Source organism: Reinekea marina (assembly GCF_030409715.1).
Taxonomy (GTDB): Bacteria; Pseudomonadota; Gammaproteobacteria; order Pseudomonadales; family Natronospirillaceae; genus Reinekea; species Reinekea marina.
This window is the reverse complement of sequence record NZ_JAUFQI010000001.1, coordinates 1,972,501-1,997,267: the sequence shown is the minus strand read 5'-3', so window position 1 is coordinate 1,997,267 and position 24,767 is coordinate 1,972,501. Positions and strand designations below refer to the sequence as shown.

The 24,767-nt window shown below is 43.8% G+C and carries 25 protein-coding genes, 1 tRNA gene and 2 rRNA genes (1 of these 28 running past the window's edge); 7 read left to right on the top strand and 21 right to left on the bottom strand.

Features of this window, described 5'->3' with window-relative positions:
• Window positions 1-11: 11 nt before the first annotated feature.
• Window positions 12-455 carry a flagellar hook-basal body complex protein FliE gene (gene fliE, locus QWZ13_RS10595; RefSeq protein ID WP_290283334.1) on the bottom strand — a complete coding sequence of 148 codons (444 nt, stop codon included), beginning with the start codon at window positions 453-455 and terminating at the stop codon, window positions 12-14.
• On the opposite strand from fliE, the gene QWZ13_RS10590 reads away from it, so the two are divergent.
• A complete protein-coding gene (locus tag QWZ13_RS10590; RefSeq protein WP_290281747.1) occupies window positions 455-616 on the top strand; it encodes a hypothetical protein in 162 nt (53 codons plus the stop codon). The two genes, fliE and QWZ13_RS10590, sit on opposite strands and share 1 nt — an antisense overlap.
• A 73-nt stretch (window positions 617-689) precedes the next feature.
• Here the strand turns inward: QWZ13_RS10590 and QWZ13_RS10585 are convergent, their stop codons facing one another.
• The 5 genes from QWZ13_RS10585 to QWZ13_RS10565 form a co-directional block, all read right to left on the bottom strand.
• Window positions 690-2,126, bottom strand: coding sequence for a sigma-54-dependent transcriptional regulator (locus QWZ13_RS10585; RefSeq protein WP_290281746.1), 1,437 nt, complete (start codon window positions 2,124-2,126; stop codon window positions 690-692).
• A complete protein-coding gene (locus QWZ13_RS10580) occupies window positions 2,123-3,361 on the bottom strand; it encodes a sensor histidine kinase (RefSeq protein WP_290281745.1) in 1,239 nt (412 codons plus the stop codon). Before QWZ13_RS10580 ends, QWZ13_RS10585 begins: the two co-directional genes overlap by 4 nt.
• Window positions 3,362-3,468: 107 nt before the next feature.
• The gene (locus tag QWZ13_RS10575; protein ID WP_290281744.1) at window positions 3,469-4,926 is read right to left on the bottom strand and encodes a sigma-54 dependent transcriptional regulator; all 1,458 of its coding nucleotides are present in this window, start codon (window positions 4,924-4,926) and stop codon (window positions 3,469-3,471) included.
• A 284-nt stretch (window positions 4,927-5,210) separates the two neighbouring features.
• Complete coding sequence (gene fliS / locus QWZ13_RS10570; RefSeq protein WP_290281743.1) at window positions 5,211-5,603, bottom strand: flagellar export chaperone FliS; 393 nt, start codon at window positions 5,601-5,603, stop codon at window positions 5,211-5,213.
• The gene (locus QWZ13_RS10565; RefSeq protein WP_290281742.1) at window positions 5,567-5,740 is read right to left on the bottom strand and encodes a hypothetical protein; all 174 of its coding nucleotides are present in this window, start codon (window positions 5,738-5,740) and stop codon (window positions 5,567-5,569) included. Before QWZ13_RS10565 ends, fliS begins: the two co-directional genes overlap by 37 nt.
• Here QWZ13_RS10565 and QWZ13_RS10560 point away from each other — a divergent pair.
• Window positions 5,716-7,938 (top strand): methyltransferase domain-containing protein, encoded by a 2,223-nt coding sequence (locus QWZ13_RS10560; RefSeq protein ID WP_290281741.1) that lies wholly within the window; start codon window positions 5,716-5,718, stop codon window positions 7,936-7,938. The genes QWZ13_RS10565 and QWZ13_RS10560 overlap by 25 nt on opposite strands.
• A 7-nt stretch (window positions 7,939-7,945) precedes the next feature.
• Here the strand turns inward: QWZ13_RS10560 and efpL are convergent, their stop codons facing one another.
• The 3 genes from efpL to QWZ13_RS10545 form a co-directional block, all read right to left on the bottom strand.
• The gene (gene efpL, locus QWZ13_RS10555; protein ID WP_290281740.1) at window positions 7,946-8,518 is read right to left on the bottom strand and encodes an elongation factor P-like protein EfpL; all 573 of its coding nucleotides are present in this window, start codon (window positions 8,516-8,518) and stop codon (window positions 7,946-7,948) included.
• 72 nt (window positions 8,519-8,590) lie between these two features.
• Entirely contained in the window at window positions 8,591-10,003 is a 1,413-nt protein-coding gene (gene nhaD, locus QWZ13_RS10550; RefSeq protein WP_290281739.1) for a sodium:proton antiporter NhaD, read from the bottom strand.
• Between the two features lie 175 nt (window positions 10,004-10,178).
• On the bottom strand, window positions 10,179-10,934 hold the full coding sequence (locus QWZ13_RS10545; RefSeq protein ID WP_290281738.1) for a tRNA-uridine aminocarboxypropyltransferase: 756 nt from the start codon (window positions 10,932-10,934) through the stop codon (window positions 10,179-10,181).
• A 287-nt stretch (window positions 10,935-11,221) separates the two neighbouring features.
• Between QWZ13_RS10545 and QWZ13_RS10540 the strand changes: the two genes are divergently transcribed.
• A complete protein-coding gene (locus QWZ13_RS10540) occupies window positions 11,222-11,434 on the top strand; it encodes a hypothetical protein (protein ID WP_290281737.1) in 213 nt (70 codons plus the stop codon).
• Here the strand turns inward: QWZ13_RS10540 and QWZ13_RS10535 are convergent.
• Window positions 11,417-11,551 (bottom strand): hypothetical protein, encoded by a 135-nt coding sequence (locus QWZ13_RS10535; RefSeq protein ID WP_290281736.1) that lies wholly within the window; start codon window positions 11,549-11,551, stop codon window positions 11,417-11,419. The two genes, QWZ13_RS10540 and QWZ13_RS10535, sit on opposite strands and share 18 nt — an antisense overlap.
• A gap of 92 nt (window positions 11,552-11,643) precedes the next feature.
• On the opposite strand from QWZ13_RS10535, the gene QWZ13_RS10530 reads away from it, so the two are divergent.
• Both QWZ13_RS10530 and QWZ13_RS10525 read left to right on the top strand, forming a co-directional pair.
• Entirely contained in the window at window positions 11,644-11,835 is a 192-nt protein-coding gene (locus QWZ13_RS10530) for a hypothetical protein (protein ID WP_290281735.1), read from the top strand.
• Between the two features lie 185 nt (window positions 11,836-12,020).
• Complete coding sequence (locus QWZ13_RS10525) at window positions 12,021-12,416, top strand: hypothetical protein (protein WP_290281734.1); 396 nt, start codon at window positions 12,021-12,023, stop codon at window positions 12,414-12,416.
• Window positions 12,417-12,468: 52 nt separating this feature from the next.
• Here the strand turns inward: QWZ13_RS10525 and QWZ13_RS10520 are convergent.
• The 8 genes from QWZ13_RS10520 to QWZ13_RS10485 all read right to left on the bottom strand — a co-directional run bounded on the left by QWZ13_RS10520 (window position 12,469) and on the right by QWZ13_RS10485 (window position 21,686).
• Window positions 12,469-12,545: transfer RNA gene (locus QWZ13_RS10520), tRNA-Arg, on the bottom strand.
• Window positions 12,546-12,654: 109 nt separating this feature from the next.
• Window positions 12,655-16,107: a hybrid sensor histidine kinase/response regulator gene (locus QWZ13_RS10515; RefSeq protein WP_290281733.1), complete on the bottom strand. Its 3,453-nt coding sequence runs from the start codon at window positions 16,105-16,107 to the stop codon at window positions 12,655-12,657.
• A gap of 42 nt (window positions 16,108-16,149) precedes the next feature.
• Entirely contained in the window at window positions 16,150-17,778 is a 1,629-nt protein-coding gene (locus QWZ13_RS10510) for a long-chain fatty acid--CoA ligase (RefSeq protein ID WP_290281732.1), read from the bottom strand.
• 313 nt (window positions 17,779-18,091) lie between these two features.
• Complete coding sequence (locus QWZ13_RS10505; protein ID WP_290281731.1) at window positions 18,092-19,267, bottom strand: thiolase family protein; 1,176 nt, start codon at window positions 19,265-19,267, stop codon at window positions 18,092-18,094.
• A 38-nt stretch (window positions 19,268-19,305) separates the two neighbouring features.
• Window positions 19,306-20,061: an SDR family NAD(P)-dependent oxidoreductase gene (locus QWZ13_RS10500; protein ID WP_290281730.1), complete on the bottom strand. Its 756-nt coding sequence runs from the start codon at window positions 20,059-20,061 to the stop codon at window positions 19,306-19,308.
• A gap of 172 nt (window positions 20,062-20,233) precedes the next feature.
• Window positions 20,234-20,956, bottom strand: a complete 723-nt coding sequence (locus tag QWZ13_RS10495) for a pseudouridine synthase (protein WP_290281729.1) — start codon at window positions 20,954-20,956, stop codon at window positions 20,234-20,236.
• Window positions 20,949-21,188: a hypothetical protein gene (locus tag QWZ13_RS10490; RefSeq protein WP_290281727.1), complete on the bottom strand. Its 240-nt coding sequence runs from the start codon at window positions 21,186-21,188 to the stop codon at window positions 20,949-20,951. Before QWZ13_RS10490 ends, QWZ13_RS10495 begins: the two co-directional genes overlap by 8 nt.
• A 195-nt stretch (window positions 21,189-21,383) precedes the next feature.
• Window positions 21,384-21,686: a ComEA family DNA-binding protein gene (locus QWZ13_RS10485; RefSeq protein ID WP_353958978.1), complete on the bottom strand. Its 303-nt coding sequence runs from the start codon at window positions 21,684-21,686 to the stop codon at window positions 21,384-21,386.
• A 236-nt stretch (window positions 21,687-21,922) separates the two neighbouring features.
• Here QWZ13_RS10485 and QWZ13_RS10480 point away from each other — a divergent pair, with 236 nt between their 5' ends.
• Together QWZ13_RS10480 and QWZ13_RS10475 are read left to right on the top strand one after the other, a co-directional pair.
• On the top strand, window positions 21,923-22,432 hold the full coding sequence (locus tag QWZ13_RS10480; RefSeq protein ID WP_290281726.1) for a hypothetical protein: 510 nt from the start codon (window positions 21,923-21,925) through the stop codon (window positions 22,430-22,432).
• A gap of 48 nt (window positions 22,433-22,480) precedes the next feature.
• Window positions 22,481-22,714, top strand: a complete 234-nt coding sequence (locus QWZ13_RS10475; protein WP_290281725.1) for a hypothetical protein — start codon at window positions 22,481-22,483, stop codon at window positions 22,712-22,714.
• On the opposite strand, the gene QWZ13_RS10470 is transcribed toward QWZ13_RS10475, so the two are convergent.
• The 3 genes from QWZ13_RS10470 to QWZ13_RS10460 all read right to left on the bottom strand — a co-directional run.
• Complete coding sequence (locus QWZ13_RS10470; protein WP_290281724.1) at window positions 22,711-22,845, bottom strand: hypothetical protein; 135 nt, start codon at window positions 22,843-22,845, stop codon at window positions 22,711-22,713. The genes QWZ13_RS10475 and QWZ13_RS10470 overlap by 4 nt on opposite strands.
• A 96-nt stretch (window positions 22,846-22,941) precedes the next feature.
• Window positions 22,942-23,057, bottom strand: a 5S ribosomal RNA gene (gene rrf, locus QWZ13_RS10465).
• 163 nt (window positions 23,058-23,220) lie between these two features.
• Window positions 23,221-24,767 (bottom strand): 23S ribosomal RNA (locus QWZ13_RS10460) (it continues 1,455 nt past the right edge of the window).

Sequence of the window (24,767 nt, the reverse complement as noted above, 5' to 3'; positions counted from 1 at the left end):
TAACGCCGAGTTTATAAAGGCATATTGATGATTTCTTTATAGGCCTCAATCATCTTATTTCTAACTTGGGTCATGGCTTGAAATGACACACTGGATTTTTGAAGGGCAATCATAACTTCGGGTAGATCAACTTTGGGGTCACCCATTTCATAACGCGTGGCTAAATCACCCGCTACCTTTTGATTGTCATTAACCGTATCAACGGCATCTTTAAACATTTCGCCAAAAGAAGGCACATTACCTTTTGGTGTTACAGAATCTTGTACCGAATTGTCTGTTAATGAAGAAGGTTGTTCAGCAGAAGAAATTTGCTTACGCATTTGTTCAACGGTATTTGCAAATTGAGTATTTGTTGGATTAGCGCTCTCAGGAACCTGCATCTGACTGCGCAAGTTTTGCATTTGATTTAAAACACTCTGAATATCCACTCGATCTACCATGACCCACCAGCCCATTGTCAAAATTTAGTCTAAATACAGAACGATCCCTTCGAATTCATTCCAAAACTGCCAACAAATTGTCGATTCATTCACATTTGTCCGCTTCTGTAATAGATTTTGCAATAGGCAGGCCAACTTTAGCCGCTTTTAATAATTTCATGCCATTCAAAGACTAGGTGTGTAGATTTTTTAGATCTTTAGAACCAAAAAAAGAACGCTAGGCGTTCTTTTTTTGGTTCAGTAGACTATTTATCGGATGGCCGCGATGGCAGAATCAACGTCCATGCCCATTTCTCGCATTTTGGCCAGTTTATAGCGCAACGTTCTAGAAGAAATGCCAAGATGATCTGCGGCCTTATTCTTACGTCCATTATGAATTCGTAACGCATCTAATATAATTTCAAACTCTTTTTGCTTAAGATCTACATGAATGCCTTCAGATTTATTTCCCAGTGCCTCATGGCTAATATTGGCGGTTTCAATTTCCTCAAAAGCCGACTCATTGTCTAAACATTGCTTGTCCGCCCCAGCTATTGCTAAATTTCGATTCGGTTCGAAATCGATGAGGTGCTCGCCACTCAAACCTAGATCGGTTTGAGTGATTTTTGAACCCGACTGAAGTATCAAGGCTCTTTGAATCGCGTTATCTAGCTCACGTACATTTCCTGGCCATGCATGACTCAATAACACCTGCTTGGCGGATTCATCCAGTAAAATATTTTGCTTTTGCATCTTACGACTGTGCTTCTTAAGCAAGCGTTCGGCCAACGGAATAATATCGGCTTTACGCTGGCGCAAAGGCTGCCATTGCAATGGAAACACACTCAATCGATAATACAAGTCTTCACGGAAGCGTCCTGCTTTCACTTCATCAATAAGCGATCGGTTCGTTGTGGCCAAGACTCGTACATCGAGCTTTATAATGTTTCGCCCACCGATTCTTTCGACTTCTTTTTCTTGCAACACTCTGAGTAATTTTGCCTGAAGGCCCAAATCCATTTCTGAAATTTCATCCAGCAGTATTGTACCGCCGTTGGCCTGCTCAAATTTACCCGGAGCACTGGCAACCGCGCCAGTAAATGAGCCCTTTTCATGCCCAAACAATGTGGCTTCCAGCATATTTTCGGGAATTGCTGCGCAATTTATAGCCACAAATGGCATTTGTTCTCGGCTGGAATACTGGTGTAGGTAGCGCGCCAAAACCTCCTTACCTGTGCCGCTTTCTCCACTGATGAGAATGGTACTGTCTGTATTCGCCACTTTTCTTGCCAAGGCTAATACATGCTGACTGCCAGTATCGACAGCGACTGGCTCATCGTGGTTAACCGGCGCTTTGCACGTATGCGTTTCAATTAATTCAATAAGTTGATTAGGCTCAAATGGTTTAACTAAATAATCGATAGCACCATTTTGCATTGCATCAACGGCTTTATCGACCGATGCATAGGCGGTTACCAATAACATTGGAATATGAGGAAAATGCTCTTTAACATAATTTAATAGTTCATGCCCACTGATACCAGGCATACTGACATCGGATACAATAAAATCGAATTCATGTCGCTTTAATTGCACTATGGCATCTTCACCACTTTGCGCTGCAATTACGTTATAGTCTTGAAGCAAAAGCGTATCTTGTACGGCCTCTCGTAAAGTGGCGTCATCTTCAACTATTAAAATTTTCATTGCTCGTTGCTCTCCTGGTAAATAGGCAGCGTGATGATAAATTCCGTGCCTTTTCCTACTTCACTTTGTATAGACAGTTGCCCTTTATGTGCTTTAACCGTAGCTATGACCACCGGTATACCTAAACCGGTGCCATAACTTTTTGTGGTCACAAAGGGTTCTTGCGCTTTTTCTAATTCATCTTTGCTCATGCCAGGACCATTATCTTTGAATGAAATAACCAAAGATCGGCCGCCTTTCAACGCCGATATATTTAATGAAAGCCCGTCGCCACCGGCTTCAAATGCATTGTTAATAATATTCATAAACGCACTGACCAGCGCGTCTGCCTGACATTGAATTTTTACACCTGGTGCGGCATTAGCCCAATTGATTGCACTGATATTCTGATTGGAAACTCCGACAGCCGCGTCTGACATCAGCTCAAACAACTTTTCGGTAGTCACTAAATTTAGCAGTTGGCAATCACCTTTCACAAACAAGAGCATATCTTGAACTTGTTTTTCTAGGTGATGTAAACGACCGACAAGCTTGTCTACAAATTTATGATGCGTGGGTTGGTCTAACTTAGGATTTTTTAAATTCGATGCATAAAGCATGGCGGCCGATAGCGGTGTTCTAACCTGATGCGCCAATGAGGCGACCATTTGCCCCATGGCCGTTAAACGCTCTTGACGAGATACTTGAGCTTGTAACATGCGTGTTTCAGTCTGGTCCGTCATTACAATCAGCTGACCAGCATTGTCTAATGCACTTGTTTCTAAACTGACTAAACGCCCATCATTTAAACTAACTTCATGGTAATCGGTTTGCTTCGGGTTAAATGCTTCTTTAACAATTTTGCCCCAAGGTAAGCCAACGAAAGAAGCCGCCTCTGAGCCTGTGCATGCCTGACTTAGCCATTGCTCGGCTGCAGGGTTTATGCGTTGCACAAAGCCTCTGTTGTCGACAACGATGACTCCCGCAGGCATTAGGTGCAAAAGGCTTTCTAACTGCTCAGCAAGCGCTTCCTTTTCATTTAATTCGTTTAAGCGCTGCTCAGATAATGAGGCCAACTCTCCGCTCAGCTCTACAACTCTATTTTCCAGTAAATGATAGCTATCGGAGAGTTGTTCCGACATAGATGTAAATGCACTGAATGCCTGCTGCAATTCGTTTAACGACGCTTTATTAAGCTCAGCTGGCTTTGCCAGAGGCATCGAATTCGCTATTTTATTGGCATTCTGTGTTTGCATATGCATTTTGTTCAATAATTTGACTGTAATAGCCTTACTGCAATTGCAATGCCAACCTAAAATAAAAAAGGCCGCATAAAGCGGCCTTCATATTTTAACTAACAGAACTAATTCACGGTATCTCTTCGATTAATTTCATACTTGCGCATTTTTTCAACCAATGTGGTACGCCGAATATGTAATTTTTCAGCCGCACGCGCTACCACGCCTTGCGCATCATCTAATGCTTGCTGAATCAGGTTTTTCTCCAGCTCTGTTAAATATTCTTTTAAATCAATGCCATTCATTGGCAACAACGCTGATTGATCTAAATTAATTTGTGGCTTAACCGATTCTTCCATTGCATTAACGACAGAATTTGGAAGCATATTTTCAGATTCGGCCTCCACATGACGATATTTCGCAGGCAGTTCCTGCACGCCTACTACTCCATAGGGATGCATGATGGCTAATCGCTCTATTAAATTTGCCATTTCACGCACGTTACCGGGCCAGTCATGCTGAACCAAAGACATAATTGCGCTGGAGTTGAATCGAATGGAGCCACGTTTTTCGTTTTCGAGTCGCGAGACTAATTCATTTAAAAGCAACGGGATATCTTCATGCCTATCTCGAAGCGCTGGCATTTCAATCGGAAAAACATTCAATCGATAGAACAAATCTTCGCGGAATTCGGCTTGATCAATCATTTCTTCCAAGTTACGGTGAGTAGCCGCAACAACTCGCACATCAGACGTATAAGTCTTAGTTCCCCCGACCCGTTCAAACGTTCGCTCTTGTAAAACACGCAGTAGCTTTACTTGCATATTGAGCGGCAAATCACCAATTTCATCTAAAAATAGAGTTCCACCTTCAGCCATTTCAAAACGTCCAGCTCGAGAGGTAATGGCCCCAGTAAAAGCCCCTTTTTCGTGGCCAAATAATTCACTTTCAATTAATTCATGCGGGATTGCGCCACAATTTACCGGCACGAAAGGCTTATGACGGCGGTGTGAGTTGTAGTGTAAGTTACGCGCAACAACTTCCTTTCCGGTGCCGCTTTCACCTTGAATTAACACGGTCACCTCTTTATCGGCAACTTGCGCCATCATCTCTCTAACTGACTGCACCGCTCGACTACTGCCAATAAGGCTACGAAATAAATTAATTTCTCGGCGCTGATCTCGACCTCGAGTTAGGTCATATTGTTCGCGATACATTTGCGCCCGGTGAAGATTATCGAGCAACTTATTATAAGATAACGGTGTTCTTAGCTTTGCTATAATTCTAGAACGAAGTTCATCTTCTAAAAGTTCGCTTTCCGGGTGGTCGCCCAACAGAAGCAATGGTAATCCTGCATCCCACTCAACTAAACTGTTGATCGCTTTCTCTAAAGATTGATTCAACTCACCAAATACGACACCCACTAACATAGTAGGATCCTCAAAGGCCTGCTGAGCTTTAGTTATCCAATCTTCACTAGATAAAACCACACTGTCTTCATCTAGAAAATCTAGGATAACTTTCATATCGTGACGTCGTTGTTCGTTATCGTCGACGATCAATAAATTTATTTCTCTCCACATCTCAACAACCCTATACATCCATTAAATATTGAGAATTTTTACCAAGGTTCTAGAAGCATCAGTCAATCGATTGTCACTTCACCTTGTGCCATATCTGGGGAGTTAAGACGTAAAGTTACATTTTGTCAAATTTATGACTGTAATATTTTGTATGAGTGTCAGAACTAAAAACGAAGGTAATCTTTTGTCAAAAAAAATTGCATAAATAATCAACTAACCCAATCTAATTTTTAATCAATTGGGTTAATTAATCTAATAAATTTAATAAGTTAGCCGAATTTTACTCAAGTTCCTTGCAGGGCTTGCTCTCTAATTTCATCCCACGCTGTTTTTATTTGAGTGAGCAAATTATTGACTTCTTCTAGCATTTCTACGCTATTGCGGACATTAGCTTCAAATAATCGTCTAATCATATAGTCGTAGAGTCGCTCTAAATTCAGTGCCAGTTCACCCGCATCTAAATTAAGAGACTCTTGTAATCCGCCGATAATGTTTATAGCTGAATTTATTTGATTACTTTTTTTGTCGTACTCTTTTCGAGCAATATGGCCTTTAGCGGCTGAAATGCGAGCCAACGCTCCTTCGAATAATAGTTGAACAAGTCGGTGTGGGTCAGCATCAACGATCGACGTCTGCGTGCCTACAGATTGATACTCTTTAATACCCTGTGCGTACATAGTCTTACCTCATAACGAATAGAACGGTTTCGTATTGCCTTAACTGGCTTACAAAGGTTATCGGCCAAAGACCAAATAATATTAGCTCTTTTTTCAGACTCTACTGTTTCTTTTGGTAGCCGAAGTTGGCACACCACCTGCAATATCTCAAGCAAACGCCCGAATTCACACCTTTTCGGAGATTCATTGCCGTTATTACCTAAAAAAGCGGCAACCTCTGAAAGTAAATGGCGATAAGCTAAGAGTTAGGACACAGATCATGACGCAGGCACTCAAAAAACAACAAGGCTCCGCTAAAGAGACTAATCGCAGCCTATTGAAGCGCTGGAAAGAGCTCGAAAAACGTGCGCTTTTTCACTATGAAAAGAGTTTATGTGCACAGTCGGCCAGCGAACAAACAGTGGCTCACCGTGGCAAAGCAAAACAAATTGCACTGCAACTTCGTGAATCGGAAAAATATTGCGATACCGCCAATAACTTATTGGCACGTATAGCTCTAGATGAAGGCTTTTATAAACTTGCAGAGCACCATATCTCTGAAGCACTCGAGCAGCAGGCAAATTCTGCAGGGCATTGGTTTACCTATGGCCATATAAAATTAGCACAAAAGCTATTCACAGATGCATTAGGTGCGTTTTCTAAAGCGTTAGATTATGACCCAAGCATGACCCGTGCGGCGACCTCTATGGCGTTCACTCTTACTAAGCTCGGCCGTATTGTTGAGGCGTTTCAGGCCTATAGGCACTTGTATCGGCTGCACCCGAATGATGCCCATGTTAAAGAAAAGTTGTTCGAAGTAGTGGCTTCGATCAGTGCAGATTATTACCAAGAAGATTTAGAGCAAGATGCCATAAAATGGTTAAAACTAAAGCAAGTAGATCACCAATCGCTTTCAACACTAGTGATGTCCTTGCTAAATCATAAATACCATCTCTCTGACCCGAATGCGGTTGTCGACATCCAAGATTTAGTGAAAGACGAGCTTCTATTACTTGCACTTGAAAAGCTCTATTTTACGAACAACGAGCTAGAACTGTTTATTATTTTGTTACGAAAGCAAACCTTACTAATGAGTATTTCTTCACACTATAGCGATGAAGCATTACTCACCCTAGCAACCCACATTGCTCTAAACGCTGAACATAATGAACATGTGTTTATGTATGATAAAGAAGAAGCCGAAATCTTAGAAACCCTCCAAGATTTAATAGAAGCAACCTTGCAATCCCCAACCAAAGGAATTGATTTCGCGCATCTGCTGAGCTTGTACGCCATGTACGAACCGCTATCGAGTTTGAAAAGCATTCAAAAAACAGTAGATGTTCCTTTACTCAGTTGGCCAAAATACAGCCGCACGCTTATTCAAAACGCCATATTAAATCGGCATGCCGAATCTAAAATCGCACAGAGTATTGAACAAATTAGCCCAATTGCCGACGAAGTATCTAGAAATGTTAAACAACAATATGAAGAAAACCCGTACCCAAGATGGCTGCATTTAGGCTACAACACGCCGACTAATTATGGGCGAGCGTTAGAATCAGAATTAGCAGGATTTAGAGCACCCGATTTTTTTAACATGGGTACAGTTAAAGTGCTGGTTGCAGGTGCCGGGACAGGAAGGCATGCTCTTAGGGTTGCGCGATATTTTAGAAATGTTGAGGTAGTTGCAATTGACCTAAGCCGTCAAAGCCTAGCGTACGCTAAACGAATGGCTGAGAAATACGATATTAATAACATACGCTTTTTATGCGCAGACATTCTCAATCTCGACGCACTTGATGAAGATTTCCATGTCATTGAGTGCTCTGGGGTACTGCATCACATGGATAAACCCGAAGCAGGTTTAGAAAAACTGTTAACTATTTTAAAACCTAATGGCTTAATTAAAATTGGGCTTTACAGCTTTGAAGCACGTGAAATTGTGCGTCAAATGCGAGATTTAATTCAACGATATGATTTACCAATCAGCGCTTCAGGCATAAGAACCATGCGCCAAGCTATTTTAGAAGGCAACATGCCTTATGATTTTAAAGGAATCTTAAACAGCCAAGATTTTTACTCGCTCAGCGGCTGTCGTGACTTATTATTTCACGTACAAGAACACCAGTATGAGCCACATGAACTAAAACAAATGATCAATAAAGCACACCTAAGCTTTCTTGGTTTTATACTGCCAGAGCAAGTAAAAAGAAACTACTTGGCCGACTACCCCGAAGATAAACGTTTAATTGACCTAGACTGCTGGCAACAATTTGAAAAGAAACATCCCGACACATTTGCTGGAATGTTTCAGTTTTACGCTCAAAAGCCCAAAGCAAAGCTTTTAAGATAATGTGAAATTAAGACTTAGCACGAGACATAAATTTTTGTGTCTCTGTGTTTACTTTGATTACTTCACCTACGTCGATGTATTCCGGTACTTGAACAACGACTCCCCCTTCAAGAGTAGCCGGCTTGGTTCTCGCGCTAGCCGAGGCTCCCTTGATACCAGGCGAACACTCCACTATTTTCAACTCGATAGATTGTGGCAAGACAATGGCAACCATTACTTCATTGACCATCATCCCCATAATTCCGCCAAGCCCTTCACTTAACCAAGGCAGTTGATCGCCCAACTCCTCTGCTGAAAGCGTATGCTGACTATAGTCTTCGCTGTCCATAAAGGTATGCATGTCACCATCGGCATAAAGGTAAGATACAGTACAGTTACGGTAGTCAGCTAGGTTAATAACATCGTCGCCCTTAAAGGTCATATCTCGCTTACGACCGGATTTAATTTCATTTACGATCATTTTGTACAATGTTGCCGCACCACGTGCGGATGGACTGCTGACAGTGACCGATTTCACAACATACTGCGTGTCATCAACTTCTATGACTTGCCCGCTTTTTATCTCTGGTGCTCTTGGCATTTTTCTTCCTTATACAAAAACTCCCGCAAAGAACGGGAGTTATGAGTCAATTTTGGCTTAATAAAACCAATGTTAACCGTTGACTAAATAGTGAACCCAAATCGATGCGAAATAGCCGAGCATTATCACAGGAGACCATTTTAAATGCCCAAAGAAGGTGTACTTCCCTCTTGCTTGACCCATTAATGCAACGCCAGCTGCAGAGCCAATAGACAACATACTGCCACCGACGCCAGCGGTTAATGTTACTAACAACCACTGATAAAGATCCATTTCTGGCTGCATCGTGAGGACGGCAAACATAACCGGAATGTTATCGATAATGGCCGAAGCAAATCCTACCAATATATTCGCATAGGTTGGCCCTAAATCTATATAAACCAGCTCAGATGCAACGGCTAAGTAACCGATAAACCCTAAACCGCCCACCGATAAAATTACGCCGTAGAAGAAGAATAATGTGTCCCACTCAGACTGAGCAATTTTAGAGAAGACATCAAACTCATATGGATCTACCGCATTGCCCGGTGGGTTTTCCGCACGACGCTGCCAAGAGCGTGAACGGCGGCTTAAGTAATAGCCCAATAATTTCAAATAACCTAAACCGAGCATCATGCCGTATACAGGTGGAAGACCTAGGAAATTATGGAAACTCACCGCGGTAGCAATCGTTACAATAAACAAGGTGATAATCAATAAACCGCCCGGTTTCATTATTCGGCCCGATGCATATTTCAAGGTAGCGGCTTTTCCTGGCGTGCCCGTTGGCAATGCAAAATGCATAATCGCGGCAGGAATAACAAAGTTAACAACCGAAGGAATAAATAACGCGAAGAACTGAATAAATTGTACATTCCCTTTTTGCCATACCATCAACGTGGTGATATCACCAAATGGGCTGAAAGCACCACCTGCGTTGGAAGCCACAACAATATTAATGCAAGCCATAGATACGAATTTTGCGTTGTTTTTGCCAACGGTCATTACAACGGCACACATGATTAAGGCTGTTGTGAGGTTGTCAGCGATTGGCGAAATAAAGAACGCCAATATACCCGTAATCCAAAACAATTGACGATAACTGAAACCACGCTCAATTAACCAGTTTCTTAATGCTTCAAAAACACCCCGCTCCATCATGGCATTAATGTAGGTCATAGCCACTAATAAGAAGAAAAATAACTCGGCATATTCTAAGAAATTATGACGAATGCCTTCTTCTACAACATGGGGAATATTGTTGGTCGAGTACGCTATAGCAATAATGACCCAAATAGCACCGGCCGACACAATAACGGGTTTTGATTTAGGTAAATGCAACTGTTCCTCAAAAATGACGAACATATATGCGACGACAAAAATGCCGATTGCTGCATACCCATAAAAGGAGTGTGTTAAATCTAGGCTTTCACCACTGCTAGAGCCACTGGCAATGGCTAAGGACGGCAAAAGAACACTTGCGATGAGCATCAAAAATGCTTTCATTGGGTTTCTCTCTCATTATCTATTTTCCTAAGTATTCTTAATTCGTTAGAAAACTTAGGAAAACCAGATAGGATCAATAAACAGGGGGCGCATTATCCTACCTTATTTCAATAATGCAATGCTCTAAATCACTGTTCATGCGTAATTTAGAACCAAAAAGGCAAATTTTGTAAAATTAAGGTACCTGACCACCTGCATCAACTAATGCAGCAAGTCTAGCTAACGATGTTTCATCCCCTAAATTGGTGTTTTTGACACCCTTTTGATATTGAAAGCTAAAGACATCAAACCAAGCATCAAGCACGTGAGAACAGCGATGTTCACCAGCCCAATCTAGAGCCATAGCCGCGACTTCCGCTGTAGCTAAGTGGTGTTCTTGAATGGCTTTGCGAACCAAATAGCGTGATCGCTGCGCCGAGTTAAACGACAACATGGGGAAATTCTGTAAATAAGGGCTATTACGAAACATTTTTTTGGCTTCTCGCCAGCTGCCATCAAGCAATATAAACAAAGGGCGCTTAGTTGGGTCTAAATGAAGCGCAGACTCAACAATCGCTCGCCCTTCTTGTGCATACTCCGAAGGAAACACCACCAGCGGCTGCCACTGTGGGTCGTCCAAAACCTCTAGCAGACCCTCTTCTACGTGCGTACGCTGCCATATAAAGGCGAATGTGTCGCTCACAATATCGGCAATCAAACGCCCAGTATTACTAGGTTTGAGTACCTCATCATCATAGTAAAGCAATAAAAACCCCGCGTTTGCAGGCACTTCAGGCTTCAACGCACAAATGCAAAACTGTTCGTCTATCCGGCAAAATAAACAACGGCGCACGCCCGCACCGCGAGCTTTAAATGGTCGAGTGGATCGAGCAATACGTTGATCATACAAAAGGTGAACAGCATGTTTTTTCATGGCGGGCATTATAGTCATTCACAACCATACGGCTACGATTGTTTACTATTTATCTGAGCGTCAGCATTAATGAATCAAATTAAGGTTAAGTTAAGTAAAAGCCGTTTATAACTGGTGCTAATACTGAAATGGCAACTTTAAGGTTTATTAAGATGCAGAATGTCGCACCACTCATTTCTATTCAAAACAAAGATCATGTGGAAAATGCTCATTGGACTCAGAGGGATATAAACATTTTAAAAACCTCAATCGATCTCTACAGAAAGAAAGCCAGCGATTGCGAAAAAGAGAACGCCGCCCTGCGAATGCTACTAACACATTATAAAGAAATGGCTATTGCACCAATAATTTCAACTTCGATCCCATCTTCCCAAGAACACACGTCTCCATTACTTGATGAAGACAAGACCACTAACAGGCGGATCGCAGATTCCAACAATCCATCGGAAACAGCGATACTTAAGAATATAATCAACAAACTTCAAAATCGGCTTCAAATTCTAGAAGGTACTGCATAAAAAGCGGTGCTGAAAGTAGTTTGAGCGAGAGTCAGAACTATGGATGGCGAAGGTTAGCCGCGCATGAATGCACGAATTGCGAACATTCAAATTACTATCACCACACAGGCTGAACAATAATACACAGGTTACCTCAACAGGAGAGATGTACTTCTAGTCTTTAACACTATATAAAAAGCCACTACAGAAGTAAGGGTGGTGATAGAAATTTGAATGGGAATCTGAGCCATGGATGGCGAAGTTTAGCGGCGCTTGGATGCGCGAACAGCGACCATTCAAATTACTATCACCGCACTGACGTTAAAAAATTCACAGATTGCCTCAACAGGAGAGATGCGCTTCTAGTATTTAACACTATAAACAAAGCCACTACAGAAGTAAGGGTGGTGATAGTAATTTGAATGGGAATCTGAGCCATGGATGGCGAAGTTTAGCGGCGCTTGGATGCGCGAACAGCGACCATTCAAATTACTATCACCACACAGGCTGACCAATAATACACAGGTTACCTCAACAGAAGAGATGCGCTTCTAGTATTTAACACTATAAACAAAGCCACCACAGAAGTAAGGGTGGTGATAGAAATTTGAATGGGAATCTGAGCCATGGATGGCGAAGTTTAGCGGCGCCTGGATGCGCGAACAGCGACCATTCAAATTACTATCACCGCACTGACGTTAAAAAATTCACAGATTGCCTCAACAGGAGAGATGCGCTTCGCGGCCCTTCGGGTCGAACTCTTATCGTTCGTAGGCAAACTGCGTTTGCTAGTTTTGCTTTGCAAAACAATCTCACCGGGCGATTTAAGCTGAGTTCGTTATCTGATATTAAGTGGCAGACATTGGGAAGGAGATTTACTGTAAATGGCGCGCCCGGAGAGATGCGCTTCGCGGCCCTTCGGGTCGAACTTTTATCGTTCGTACGCAAACTGCGTTTGCTAGTTTTGCTTTGCAAAACAATCTCACCGGGCGATTTAAGCTGAGTTCGTTATCTGATATTAAGTGGCAGACATTGGGAAGGAGATTTTCTGTAAATGGCGCGCCCGGAGAGATTCGAACTCCCGACCAAGTGGTTCGAAGCCACCTACTCTATCCAGCTGAGCTACGGGCGCGCAGAGATGTTCTGAGTTAGAACGGGGTGCATTGTAATAGGGCTTGCTTTGATAGTCTATAATCTTTCTAAATTATTTCACGCAAGCCACTGATATTTAATGCTTTTCTCTAATTTTTAAGCACTGATGCGATTAAAGCTTTGAGCTGCATTGGTCTTACAGGCTTCTTAAGCAGCTGGTATCCTCGAGCTTTGGTAGCTTGACGCACTTCTTCTGTATAGTCGGCGGTTATAACAATTGCCGGAATATTCCTAAACCAACTTTGATTCCAGCGATCGAGTACATTTAAGCCGGTTTCGCCATGGTCGAGATGATAATCAATCACCACCAAGTCTGGCTTATTCAGAGCAATCAGCTTATTTGCTTCTGCTTCATTCATCGCAGCGTCTACATCGTAGCCCCACTCGCTGACCAAACTTTTCATGCCCTCAACAATGAGTTGTTCATTATCTAAGCACAATATCCTAGCTTCATGGACCGTAGACTCCTCAACGCTAGGCTGGGAAACGGCCACTGATACCGCTTGAGTGACAGGCACAACAACGCTAAAGCGACTGCCTTTGCCAGGCACTGATTCCAATTCAATTCTATGCCCCAATAAATCAGCCATTCGCTTAACAATAGCTAACCCTAGCCCTAAGCCTTTTTCATCTGAGGCAATTTCGGCCACCCTATAAAATTCATCAAAAATAGCTCGGGTTTGGTATTCATTCAAGCCAGGTCCAGTATCAATAATATCAATTCTACATTCGCCCTTTTTGCGACGAACACCCATGACTACTCGGCCGCCATGGCTGTAGTTAATTGCATTGCTGAGAAGGTTTTGCAATATTCGTCTGAGTAATCGCACATCTGATTTAATAAACAAAGAGCTGGGCACAATCGTCAATTCAACTTTCTTCGACTTAGCGATCAAGCTAAAATCAGCCACCAGAGAGTGCTGAAGATCCGATAACGGAATAGTTGTGATGCTAGGTTTAATAACATCCGAGTCTAGCTTTGAAATTTCTAACAATTCATTCAACAGATTTTCAGCCGAATGTAATGACTGCTCTATTTGTTCTGACAAAGCCACCAGCTGGCCCGAAGTATCCACCCGCTGCAACTTAGATTGTAAGCTGGCCGCAAATAATGCAGCCGAATTCAAAGGTTGAACCAAATCGTGTCCGGCTGCGGCTAAGAATCGAGTTTTATTGCGGTTTGCCTTTTCCAGCTCTTTATTAGAGGCCTGCAAAGCTTCAGTTCTTCGATTCACTGTTTCTTCTAAGTATTCATTACTGCGCCTTAACTGATCTTCGATAAGCCGACGAGCGGTAACATCTGTATAAACTGTGATGTAGCCACCTTCATCCATTGGCCGGCCTTCAATTTCTAGATAAGACCCGTCTAATCTTTTTCGCTCATATTTATATGGCGTACCAGACATAAGATGGTTGAGTCGCTTTTGCACCAGCAAATCTGGGTCACCTTCACCGCACTCCCCTATAAAAGCATTGTGATTTAATAGATCTTGCACTGGCCGACCGACCGCCAAAATATCATCTGGATAAGTGAACATACGCTGGTAAGTTTGGTTCCACGCCACAATATTTAGATCGCGATCTACAATGCTAATCCCTTGGTTTATTGACTGCAGCGCTGAGTTCAATAAGTCTCGATTAAATTTTAAAACCTGGGAGGCCTCATCAACAATACTGGTGACATCACGCCAGTTCTGCCCTTCCTTTTGCTCAATTTTTTCGAAGAGTAATCGAGAAGCTGGAGCACCTAATACTGAAGTCAGCATACGTTCCGCTGAATGTAAAAATTCAGGATCTGCAACATCATCTGATAGCAGTCGACCGTTTAAAGGGTTCACATAACTTTCGAATAAGCTGTGTTGTTTTTCTTTGGTTACAAACTTCCCTATCAACAAATGCAAATCACCAATGGTGATATGCCGATCAGAAAAGTTACTGGTTTTGGTGTGGGTAGAGTGAACAAAGCGAGACGCTTGAATTCGGTCTTTTAACGATTCCTTGCCATAGGCTGAACCTAAAAGTAATGCGATGGTATTGAGCGCTAAGCTCCATGCTAATCCATGAACAACCGGATCTAAACCAGTTAACCCAAACAAGGCATGAGGGTTTAATAAATTTAAACTAAAAAACCACTCACTGAATTCAAACGACAATATCCCTGCGCGCGCGAACAAGGGTAACAGCATCGTATAGAACCAAGTTAAAAACCCGATGCTCAAGCCCCAGATAGCACCATTACGGTTTACACCCGACCAGAACAGCCCCAAAACGAGTGCAGGTACAAATTGCGAAGCAGCAGCGAATGAGATAAGCCCAATTGACACTAAACCTTCAAAGGCAACAATCAGGCGGTAATAAAAAAACGCCGCAACAACAATGATCATGATACCAATGCGTCGCAACTGTAAAACACGCCAACCAATATTTTTTGAATCGGCGTTCCACCAGCCCATACGGATCAAAAGTGGCAACAGGATTTCATTCGATAACATTGTGCTCAACGCTACCGTGGCAACAATAACCATGGAAGTAGCCGCGGATAAACCACCAATAAAAGCCAGAACAGCCATATCACTGCGACCCAGCGAAAGCGGTAATTTTAAAATTAAATATTCTAAGTCTATGGCATTAGAGGAAAAGTGCTTTAAGCCGACAATAGTCAAAGGGGCAATCAAAAAGTTGATAGCAAGTAGATATACAGGAAACAACCACCGGGCGCGTTTAATGTCTTGATCGTTTCGGTATTCAACGACGGCTACATGAAATTGTCTAGGTAAGACAAAAATACCAAAAACGCCCAATAACACTTGAGTCATGTAAACATAAGATTGATCGAAACTGCTGCGCATGATGGCGGTTTCTGGCGCGTTTTGCCAATCGTCCCATACTTGACCAAAACCTCCACCTACTTGGCTAACGGCCCAATAGGCCACAACGATAAAGGCAACCAGTTTAACAATCGATTCGAATGCGATGGCGAGCATCATGCCGGGATGATGTTCAGAAGTATCTAAATGCCGAGTACCAAATAGAATGGCAAAACCACCCATGGCAATAGAAACGATGATGGCAGAATCACTTAACCAAGAGTCGGTTTGAAAATCGATTCCGGTTACTAAATTAAAACTCGTTGATACAGCTTTTAACTGCAACGATACATAAGGAATGATTCCGATTAAACAAATGGTAGCGGCTAACATCGACACCATTCGGCTATGGCCATAACGACTGGCGATAAAATCTGAAATTGTTGTTACGTTCTCTTGTTTGGCCACTCGAATTAATTTACGCCAAAATGCCATGCCAAACGCAAACAGTAAAATGGTGCCAATATGAGATGGAGAGAAAAACCAACCGGCTTCTGAAAACTGCAATGTTGCACCGTAGAAAGTCCAACTGGTACAAAAAATAGTTAGAGAAAGGCCGTACACCCAAGAGTGCCAACGATCTGCAATCGGGTATTTGTCGCCTAGCAATGCGATCCCAAAAAGGATCGCAATGTAAAGCAAGGAAATGAACGTAATAAACGCTAAATTAAACATAAATACTAAGTAGGCTCGAAAGAACCTACTAGATTGTTGTTTTTAGTTGTAGTTTTCAAGCAAATATTGACGATATTCGTTTCTAATATCGACTTTCTTAAGTTTCCCAGTACCAGTATGCGGTAATTCATCCACCACAATGATTGCATCGGGCAGCCACCATTTCGCAACTTTTTCCGTCAATACGCGCTTAAGATCATCTTCATTATAATCTTCACCCTCGCGCAGTGTGACCAACATGATCGGGCGTTCATCCCACTTCTCATGCGCCGCACCAATGACGCACGCTTCGTTTACGGCTGGGTAATTTAATGCGGCATTTTCAAGTTCAACGGAGCTAATCCATTCGCCGCCAGATTTAATAACGTCTTTACTTCGGTCGACGACGCGTAGATAACCTTCTGGGTTGATCACCGCAACATCGCCTGTTTCAAACCAGCCATCTACGAAGCTATTACTGCCTTCACTCTTGTAATATGAGCTAAGTACCCAAGGGCCGCGAACACGTAAATCACCCCGAGTAACACCGTCGTGTGGTAAAGGATTACCATTGGCATCAAATATTTCTATTTCAACACCGAATATGGGTTTCCCTGCTGAAGATTGTAATTCATAGCACTCCTCTGCAGATAGATCAGACATCTCTGGCGTTAGAATAGCCCCGGTAGCCAGTGGACTTGTTTCGGTCATTCCCCAAATACCCATCCAATACACATCGTATTTTTCAGCAAAGGTTTTAACCAAAGCTTTTGGAGATGCAGCACCACCAACGCCAACAAGCTTTAAACTTTCTATCGTTTTACCAGTGGCTTGCAAATAATTATGCAGCGTCAACCAAACGGTAGGCACCGCATAAGATTTATTCACCTGCTCTTCTTCAATTAAACGATGAATATTCTCGCCCGATAATGCACAACCCGGTAACACTAGTTTTGCACCATAAAGCGGCGCAGAAAATGGAATTCCCCAGGCCACCACGTGATACATAGGCACGATAGGCATGGCCACTGTCCACTCATCGAAATTCAAAAAGTGACTGCCACCCCCCATCATAGCGTGCAAAACAGTTGAACCCTGCTCATACATGACGCCTTTCGGGTTGCCGGTTGTTCCACTGGTATAGCAAAGACCACATGGATGTTTGCTGTCTAAACGTGGCCATTCATAGGTTTCAGATTGAGCTTTGATAAGGGTTTCATAATTTTGAAGTTTAAAGACAGAAGACTCAGGCATTTTATCTTCATCGCATAAGATAATTACACCTCGAACCGTCGGAATTTTTCCCGCCAGCGCTTCAATCTGAGGTAAAAACTCAGGATCAATAAAGAGATAAGAGTCTTCGGCGTGATTAATGATGTATTCCAGTTGCTCTACAAACAAACGAGCGTTTAGCGTATGAACCACACCGCCCATGCCCGAAATGCCATAATAAAGTTCGAAATGACGGTAGTGATTGACGGCTAAAGTGGCAACATGATCACCCTTTTTAACGCTCAGAGATTTTAGACAGTTCGCCACCTGAGCGGCTCGTTTGTAAGAATCAGCGTAGGTATAGCGGTGCATACTCCCGTCTGGCAGGGCCGATACCACTTCTTTTTCAGGGTACCGCAACGCTGCACTTTTTAGAATATCAATTGTATTTAACGGAAAATCCATCATATGGTTAGCCACACCGCTCTCCTGTTATCATTTTTGTATATTAGCAATAGTACAGCGTGGCTTAAAAAGAGCTATCGGACAATTGTATGAGGGAGGAGGTTTTTTCAAGCTGCGGGCTGCGGGCTGCGGGCTGCGGGCTGCGGGCTGCGGGCTGCGGGCTGCGGGCTGCGGGCTGCGGGCTGCGGGTAAAATAAAAGCCTTGGAAGAAATCGCAAGGCTTTTTAGGAGAATTAGCTTCAATACACATTAGTTTTTTGATTTTAAACTCGCAGCTTGCAGCTTGAAGCTTAAAAGAGTCTAAAAGACTTTTATTCCCATAAGCTTTCTAGCTACGTTCTAAACAAATAGCCGTACCTTCACCGCCGCCAATACATAAAGCCGCCATGCCTTTGCTTTTACCTAGGCGGATCATATTGTGCAGTAATGTCACCATGATTCGCGCTCCAGAACACCCTAAAGGGTGACCTAAGGCCGTCGCGCCACCATTAATATTGGTAATAGCGTGATCTAAGCCTACATCTTGCATTCCCAGCATCGTCACCATGGCAAAAGCTTCATTAATTTCCGCTAGCTCGACATCTGCAGCATTCCAATTCGCTTTATCAAGTGCCTTTTTCATTGCGCCTATGGGTGCACAAGTAAATTCACTCGGTGCCTGAGCATGGCTTGCGTAGCTCCGGATAGTAGCCAGTGGCTTTAAGCCAAGTTCGGCTGCTTTTTCAGCTGACATTAACACAAGCGCAGCAGCACCATCACTGATTGAACTGGCATTTGCCGCGGTAATAGTGCCCTCTTTTGCAAAAGCTGGACGCAAATTAGGGATTTTTTCTGGCTTGGCTTGCCCAGGTTGCTCATCAACGCTCACAACTACATCGCCACGTCTATTTTTAACCGTGACAGGTGTAATTTCTGCTTCAAAATAGCCTTCTTTGATGGCGTTATTTGCACGATTTAAACTTTCAACAGCAAAATTATCCATTTGCTCACGACTGATACTTCGCTCATCAGCGGTTCGCTGTGCGTGGCTGCCCATAGCTTTGCCGTCGTAAGCATCTTCAAGACCATCTAAAAACATGTGGTCATAAACAGATTGATGACCCATACGCATGCCTGCTCGCGCTTTGTCCATCAAGTAAGGCGCATTCGACATAGACTCCATACCGCCAGCAATACCAGCCTGAACCGATCCAGCTTTAATTTGGTCTGCCAACATCATGACAGTTTTCATGCCTGAGCCACATACTTTGTTTACTGTTGAGCATGGCACGCCCTTGTCTAAGCCTGCACCTAAGGCAGCTTGGCGCGCAGGTGCCTGCTTAAGACCCGCCGGTAACACGCAACCCATATAGACTTCTTCTATGGCGCCTTTAGCTTGCTCTACTTCAGATAAACAACCTTGAATGGCAGCTGCGCCTAAATCGGTCGCGGCAACATCTTTAAAAACGCCTTGAAAACCGCCCATTGCAGTTCGTTTTGCTGCAACAATCACCACGTCAGTCATAAATTATCCTTACTTTTTTGTTTTAGTTCGTTTCTCGGCTACAGGCGTAAAGCGGCATCAATTTCTAAGGTCCGGCCTGAGTAGTAGTCGTTTTCGAGAATAAATACAGCGCCTTGTGCAATATGCACAGGTTGACCCCAATCGCCCAACGGAACCATTTTGCCAACACGCTCTTTGGCCTCTGGTTTCATAGCGTTGGTCATTTCGGTTGCAATAAATCCTGGTGCAATATCAGCAACGCGAATACCATAACGCGCTAATTCTTTTGCCCAGGTGACACTCATTGCCGTAACACCTGCCTTGGCAGCACTGTAATTGGTTTGACCAATATTGCCGGCTTTGGCAATTGAACTGATATTTATGACTACACCTTTAGTTTCGGTTTCTAGCATCCAAGCGGCGGCTTCACGACCACACAGGAAAACACCGGTCAGGTTTACATCAATTACCGATTGCCACTGAGACAGAGGCATTTTTGTAAGCTGCCCATCACGTTGTTTAACGAGTAACCCGTCTCTTAAAATGCCGGCATTGTTAATTAGACCGTTAATTTCTTTATGATCACGTTTCATTGATTCAAACATTGACTCAACTGAAGCTTCATCGGCAACATTGGCAACATAACCATAAGCTTTGCCACTTTCGGACAACTTTGAAACGGCCTGTTCAACCGCTTCTGGATCAATATCGACAATCGATACGACTGCGCCTTTCGCCATTATGTGCTCAGCCATTGTAAAGCCTAACCCACGTGCAGCACCGGTAATCACTATATGTTTATTTGCTATATCCATTTTTGCCTCAATCGAATTTTTATAATCAGCAAACAGCCTATCACAACAAAATTTAGGTTCTATCGTGCTTTTGAATGGCCATTAATTGCGTCAAAGAGTGCATGAAACAATTTGCTGATTCAATAAGTGCAGCTAAATAGAGACTATTAATCAGTGGAATCTTTAATGAACATCACTGCCAGCCCAATCTATCAAACCACTGGGCCCACTGGCTGTTTTTATCGGTTTCAAGTGATATAGGTAGACCGGTACTTGGGTGTATGAACTCAATCCGTACGGCTCGCAATGCCAATGAATTCATATTTAGGTGCTCAAAGGCAGCCTGGTTATTGTGTCGGCAACCATACTTAGAATCACCGATTATAGGGAATCGTTCATGCTTGAGGTGTCGCCGAATTTGATGCTTTCGCCCTGTAATTGGTGAACATTCCACCAACGAATATCGCCCTTGAGGGTACCGGCCAACGTTTATGTTTACACTAGAAATGCCAATACGTTTAAAATGGGTTATTGCCGTTTGCGCTTCTCGATCTTTAGAGGCGTGTTTATCGGCAATTTTATCGAGTTCTTCGGTAAGCTCGTGATTAACAATAAAATGTTCCGGTGTGAAGCCTCTGGTGATGGCCCAATAGGTTTTTTTAACGCCTCGTTCAGCAAATTGAGCGGCGAGTAATTTCGCGACATTATCTTTTTTCGCAATAACGACCAAGCCACTTGTAGGCCTATCTAACCGATGTATCGTGTGCACTTTCGCACCATTTAGATAAGTTTTCACTCGGCTGGCCAATGTGTCTTTTTCTCGTTTATCGAGCCAAGACGGATGCATTAACAACCCTGCCGGTTTATCAACCACCAAAAGATCTTCGTCTTCAAAGACTATGTCTAAATTATTCATTCCCTAGATCATTCTCGTCTTCATAGACGATTTCAGTGGTCGTCACTTCTCCACACTTTGCACACTCGCCATCAATAAATATACGTTCCATGAATTCATATTCAACCGGATTAACCATACCCAGGTCGACTTCTTGGCACTTATTGCACCACGTGTTTTGAAGTAAATCTTGCTGCTCTTCAGGGTCTCTAGAGAAAAAATCGCGTGCGATGCGTTCACTGGTATCAGACATTCGAGTTCTCAGTACAATTAAAATATACCGCTAATTTTATCATGCATAAACGAGTAAAGCCCAGTTAACTATCCTTAGTTAACTGGGCTTTTGTGGCATCCTTGCCTATGTCATTCCTTTGACTAACCTTGATCCTTCAAGGTTGCTTTCCTTGGCATTACTGTCCTTCTGTATTCTAAAACTGATTCACCTTGATTAGCTGACCTTGATCGCCGCTCGATTTTTTTCTAACGTGGCCGGACCAATACCCTTAACGTTTAAAAGATCATCAATGGTTTCAAACGGACCATTAGCTTCTCGATACTCAACAATAGCCTGTGCCTTTTTAAGCCCGATACTTTTTAAAAGGTCTGAGATTTTTTCGGCGCTGTCTAAATTAATATCAACAAACAATACAACTTCTTCCGCAGCACTGGATGCTGTTGTAGATTCTGCAAACACCATACTAGGTGCGATAGCAGAGAGAACAATAACAAACATTAACGCTAGCTTTTTCATATCAATTTTCCTTTTGATTAAATTTAACTTTAGCCGCCTTCCTGGCAGGCCATCCTTTCGGCGAGAAACAGATTAGTAAACTAGCAATCACCGTTCAATATAAATAGTTAAAGCATAGTTATACGCTACCTAAGGTATTACTAGAATGTACCTTTACCCTAAATTCGACACTTTGCCGCTGGATATCAATCCCTATTTTTGCGACCATACGCTTTTATTTTTAGAGTATTGCCTTAATGAATTTCCCTTCTTTTGTATCTTTCGAAGTGACCGATGTTGAACACGGCTACCCTTATGCGATTGCGTGGTCTCTACCCGATGGCCAATACAAAAGCGTGCTAGTAAAGCCTGAACCTGAATGGCTAATAGATTGGGAAGCCGGAAACCTACCGATAGACGCGCCTTCAATGCAGGACGTCATAGATAAAGGCGAAACCGTTGTCGACATTCTAAAAGAATGGGACTTAGACTTCGAAGATGGCGAAATTTACTGCCAAGACCCTATTTTAGCCCAATATTGCTTCGACCTATTGTTCGAAGCCTACGACAAAGAGTGCGATTTCGACATAATCAGCGAATACGACCTCTACAAGCACCTAGACTCTTTTGACGTAGACGATCAACGCCGCTGGATAATGGACACTGAAGGCCTAAGCGCAAACCTGTGCGAAGACGTAGTTAGAACCATGCTGTTCCTAAACGCTCGATTAGAAAGCAGCCACCAAGAAGAGGATGAGCACGAGTAATTACTTCTCACCCGCGGCAATTGCCATGACTTTTGCATAGGGCCTTCTGTGTTTAGTGGCCATGGTCGGTTTTTGAATACTGCGGCTTGGTGTTTTCGGAGGCGGTGGTCACCTTCAATTACTGCTGCGTTTCCTTTGGTGCCAGTAGTCGCCTCAGGTGTCAGTGGTCGCCTTGAGGGAGTGGATGGCTTGAGCGGTCGCTGTTCGCGCATCCTGCGCCGCTTAGCTTCGCCATCCATGGCTCAGATACCCGCTCAACCCACCCACACCCTCAAGGCTTAATAGGTTGGCACTTTCATATCCAATGTTGCGTAGGAGCGATCGAAGCCTGCGGAGACGCGACCTTTTAAGGTGATGCAATGTGTTTGTCTCGCTAGCAGCTTGCAGCTATAAACTTGCAGCTCAATGGTCATCTTTTGACCTTACCCGCAGCTCGCAGCCCTAAACCTATTTCAAAAGCCATAAACCAAAAAACCCAGCACTAGGCTGGGTTCTTGGGTTTATTTGGCGCTTGACGATGACCTACTCTCACATGGGGAAACCCCACACTACCATCGGCGATACGTCGTTTCACTGCTGAGTTCGGTATGGGATCAGGTGGTTCCAACGCTCTATGGTCGTCAAGCAAACTGGTTGTGTAACTCGTGGTGGTATATGCGCTACCACGCTTTACGCAATTGGGTACTAGAAGGATTCTCTCTTTCTTAGCCGCTAAGCTGAGAAAGTTCTTATATATACAGATGTCTTCAAACGTTAGCTATCAACAATCAAAACTCTTTTGGCGTTATATGGCCAAGCCGCACGGGCAATTAGTACAGGTTAGCTCAACGCCTCACAACGCTTACACACCCTGCCTATCAACCAGTTAGTCTTACTGGGCCCTTCAGGAGACTTAAAGTCTCAGGGAAAACTTATCTTGAAGGGGGCTTCCCGCTTAGATGCTTTCAGCGGTTATCCCGTCCGAACGTAGCTACCGGGCAATGCCATTGGCATGACAACCCGAACACCAGCGGTTCGTCCACTCCGGTCCTCTCGTACTAGGAGCAGCTCTTCTCAATTTTCCAACGTCCACGGCAGATAGGGACCGAACTGTCTCACGACGTTCTAAACCCAGCTCGCGTACCACTTTAAATGGCGAACAGCCATACCCTTGGGACCGGCTTCAGCCCCAGGATGTGATGAGCCGACATCGAGGTGCCAAACACCGCCGTCGATGTGAACTCTTGGGCGGTATCAGCCTGTTATCCCCGGAGTACCTTTTATCCGTTGAGCGATGGCCCTTCCATACAGAACCACCGGATCACTATGACCTACTTTCGTACCTGCTCGACCTGTCCGTCTCGCAGTCAAGCGCGCTTTTGCCATTATACTAACCGCATGATTTCCGACCATGCTTAGCGCACCTTCGTACTCCTCCGTTACTCTTTGGGAGGAGACCGCCCCAGTCAAACTACCCACCACACACGGTCCGCAACCTCGTTTCGAGGCCTGCGTTAGAACCTCAAATGTATCAGGGTGGTATTTCAAGGTTGGCTCCACAACAACTAGCGTCGCTGCTTCAAAGCCTCCCACCTATCCTACACAAATACATTCAAAGTCCAGTGTGAAGCTATAGTAAAGGTTCACGGGGTCTTTCCGTCTAGCCGCGGATACACTGCATCTTAACAGCGATTTCAATTTCACTGAGTCTCGGGTGGAGACAGCGCCCCCATCGTTACACCATTCGTGCAGGTCGGAACTTACCCGACAAGGAATTTCGCTACCTTAGGACCGTTATAGTTACGGCCGCCGTTTACCGGGGCTTCGATCAAGAGCTTCGCTTACGCTAACCCCATCAATTAACCTTCCGGCACCGGGCAGGTGTCACACCCTATACGTCCACTTTCGTGTTTGCAGAGTGCTGTGTTTTAAGTAAACAGTCGCAGGGGCCTGGTATCTTCGACTGCCAGTAGCTCAGAGAGTAAATCTCGTCACCGCCAGCAGCGTGCCTTCTCCCGAAGTTACGGCACCATTTTGCCTAGTTCCTTCACCCGAGTTCTCTCAAGCGCCTTGGTATTCTCTACCTGATCACCTGTGTCGGTTTAGAGTACGGTTTCAGTGTAGCTGGAGCTTAGAGGCTTTTCCTGGAAGTATGGCATCAATCACTTCGGTCTCCGTAGAGACACCGTCATCACGTCTCAGCCTTCACGAGTGTCCGGATTTACCTAAACACTCAGCCTACACGCTTGAACCACGACAACCAACGCGTGGATGACCTAGCCTGCTCCGTCCCCCCTTCGCACTACACTCAAGTACGGGAATATTAACCCGTTTCCCATCGACTACGCTTCTCAGC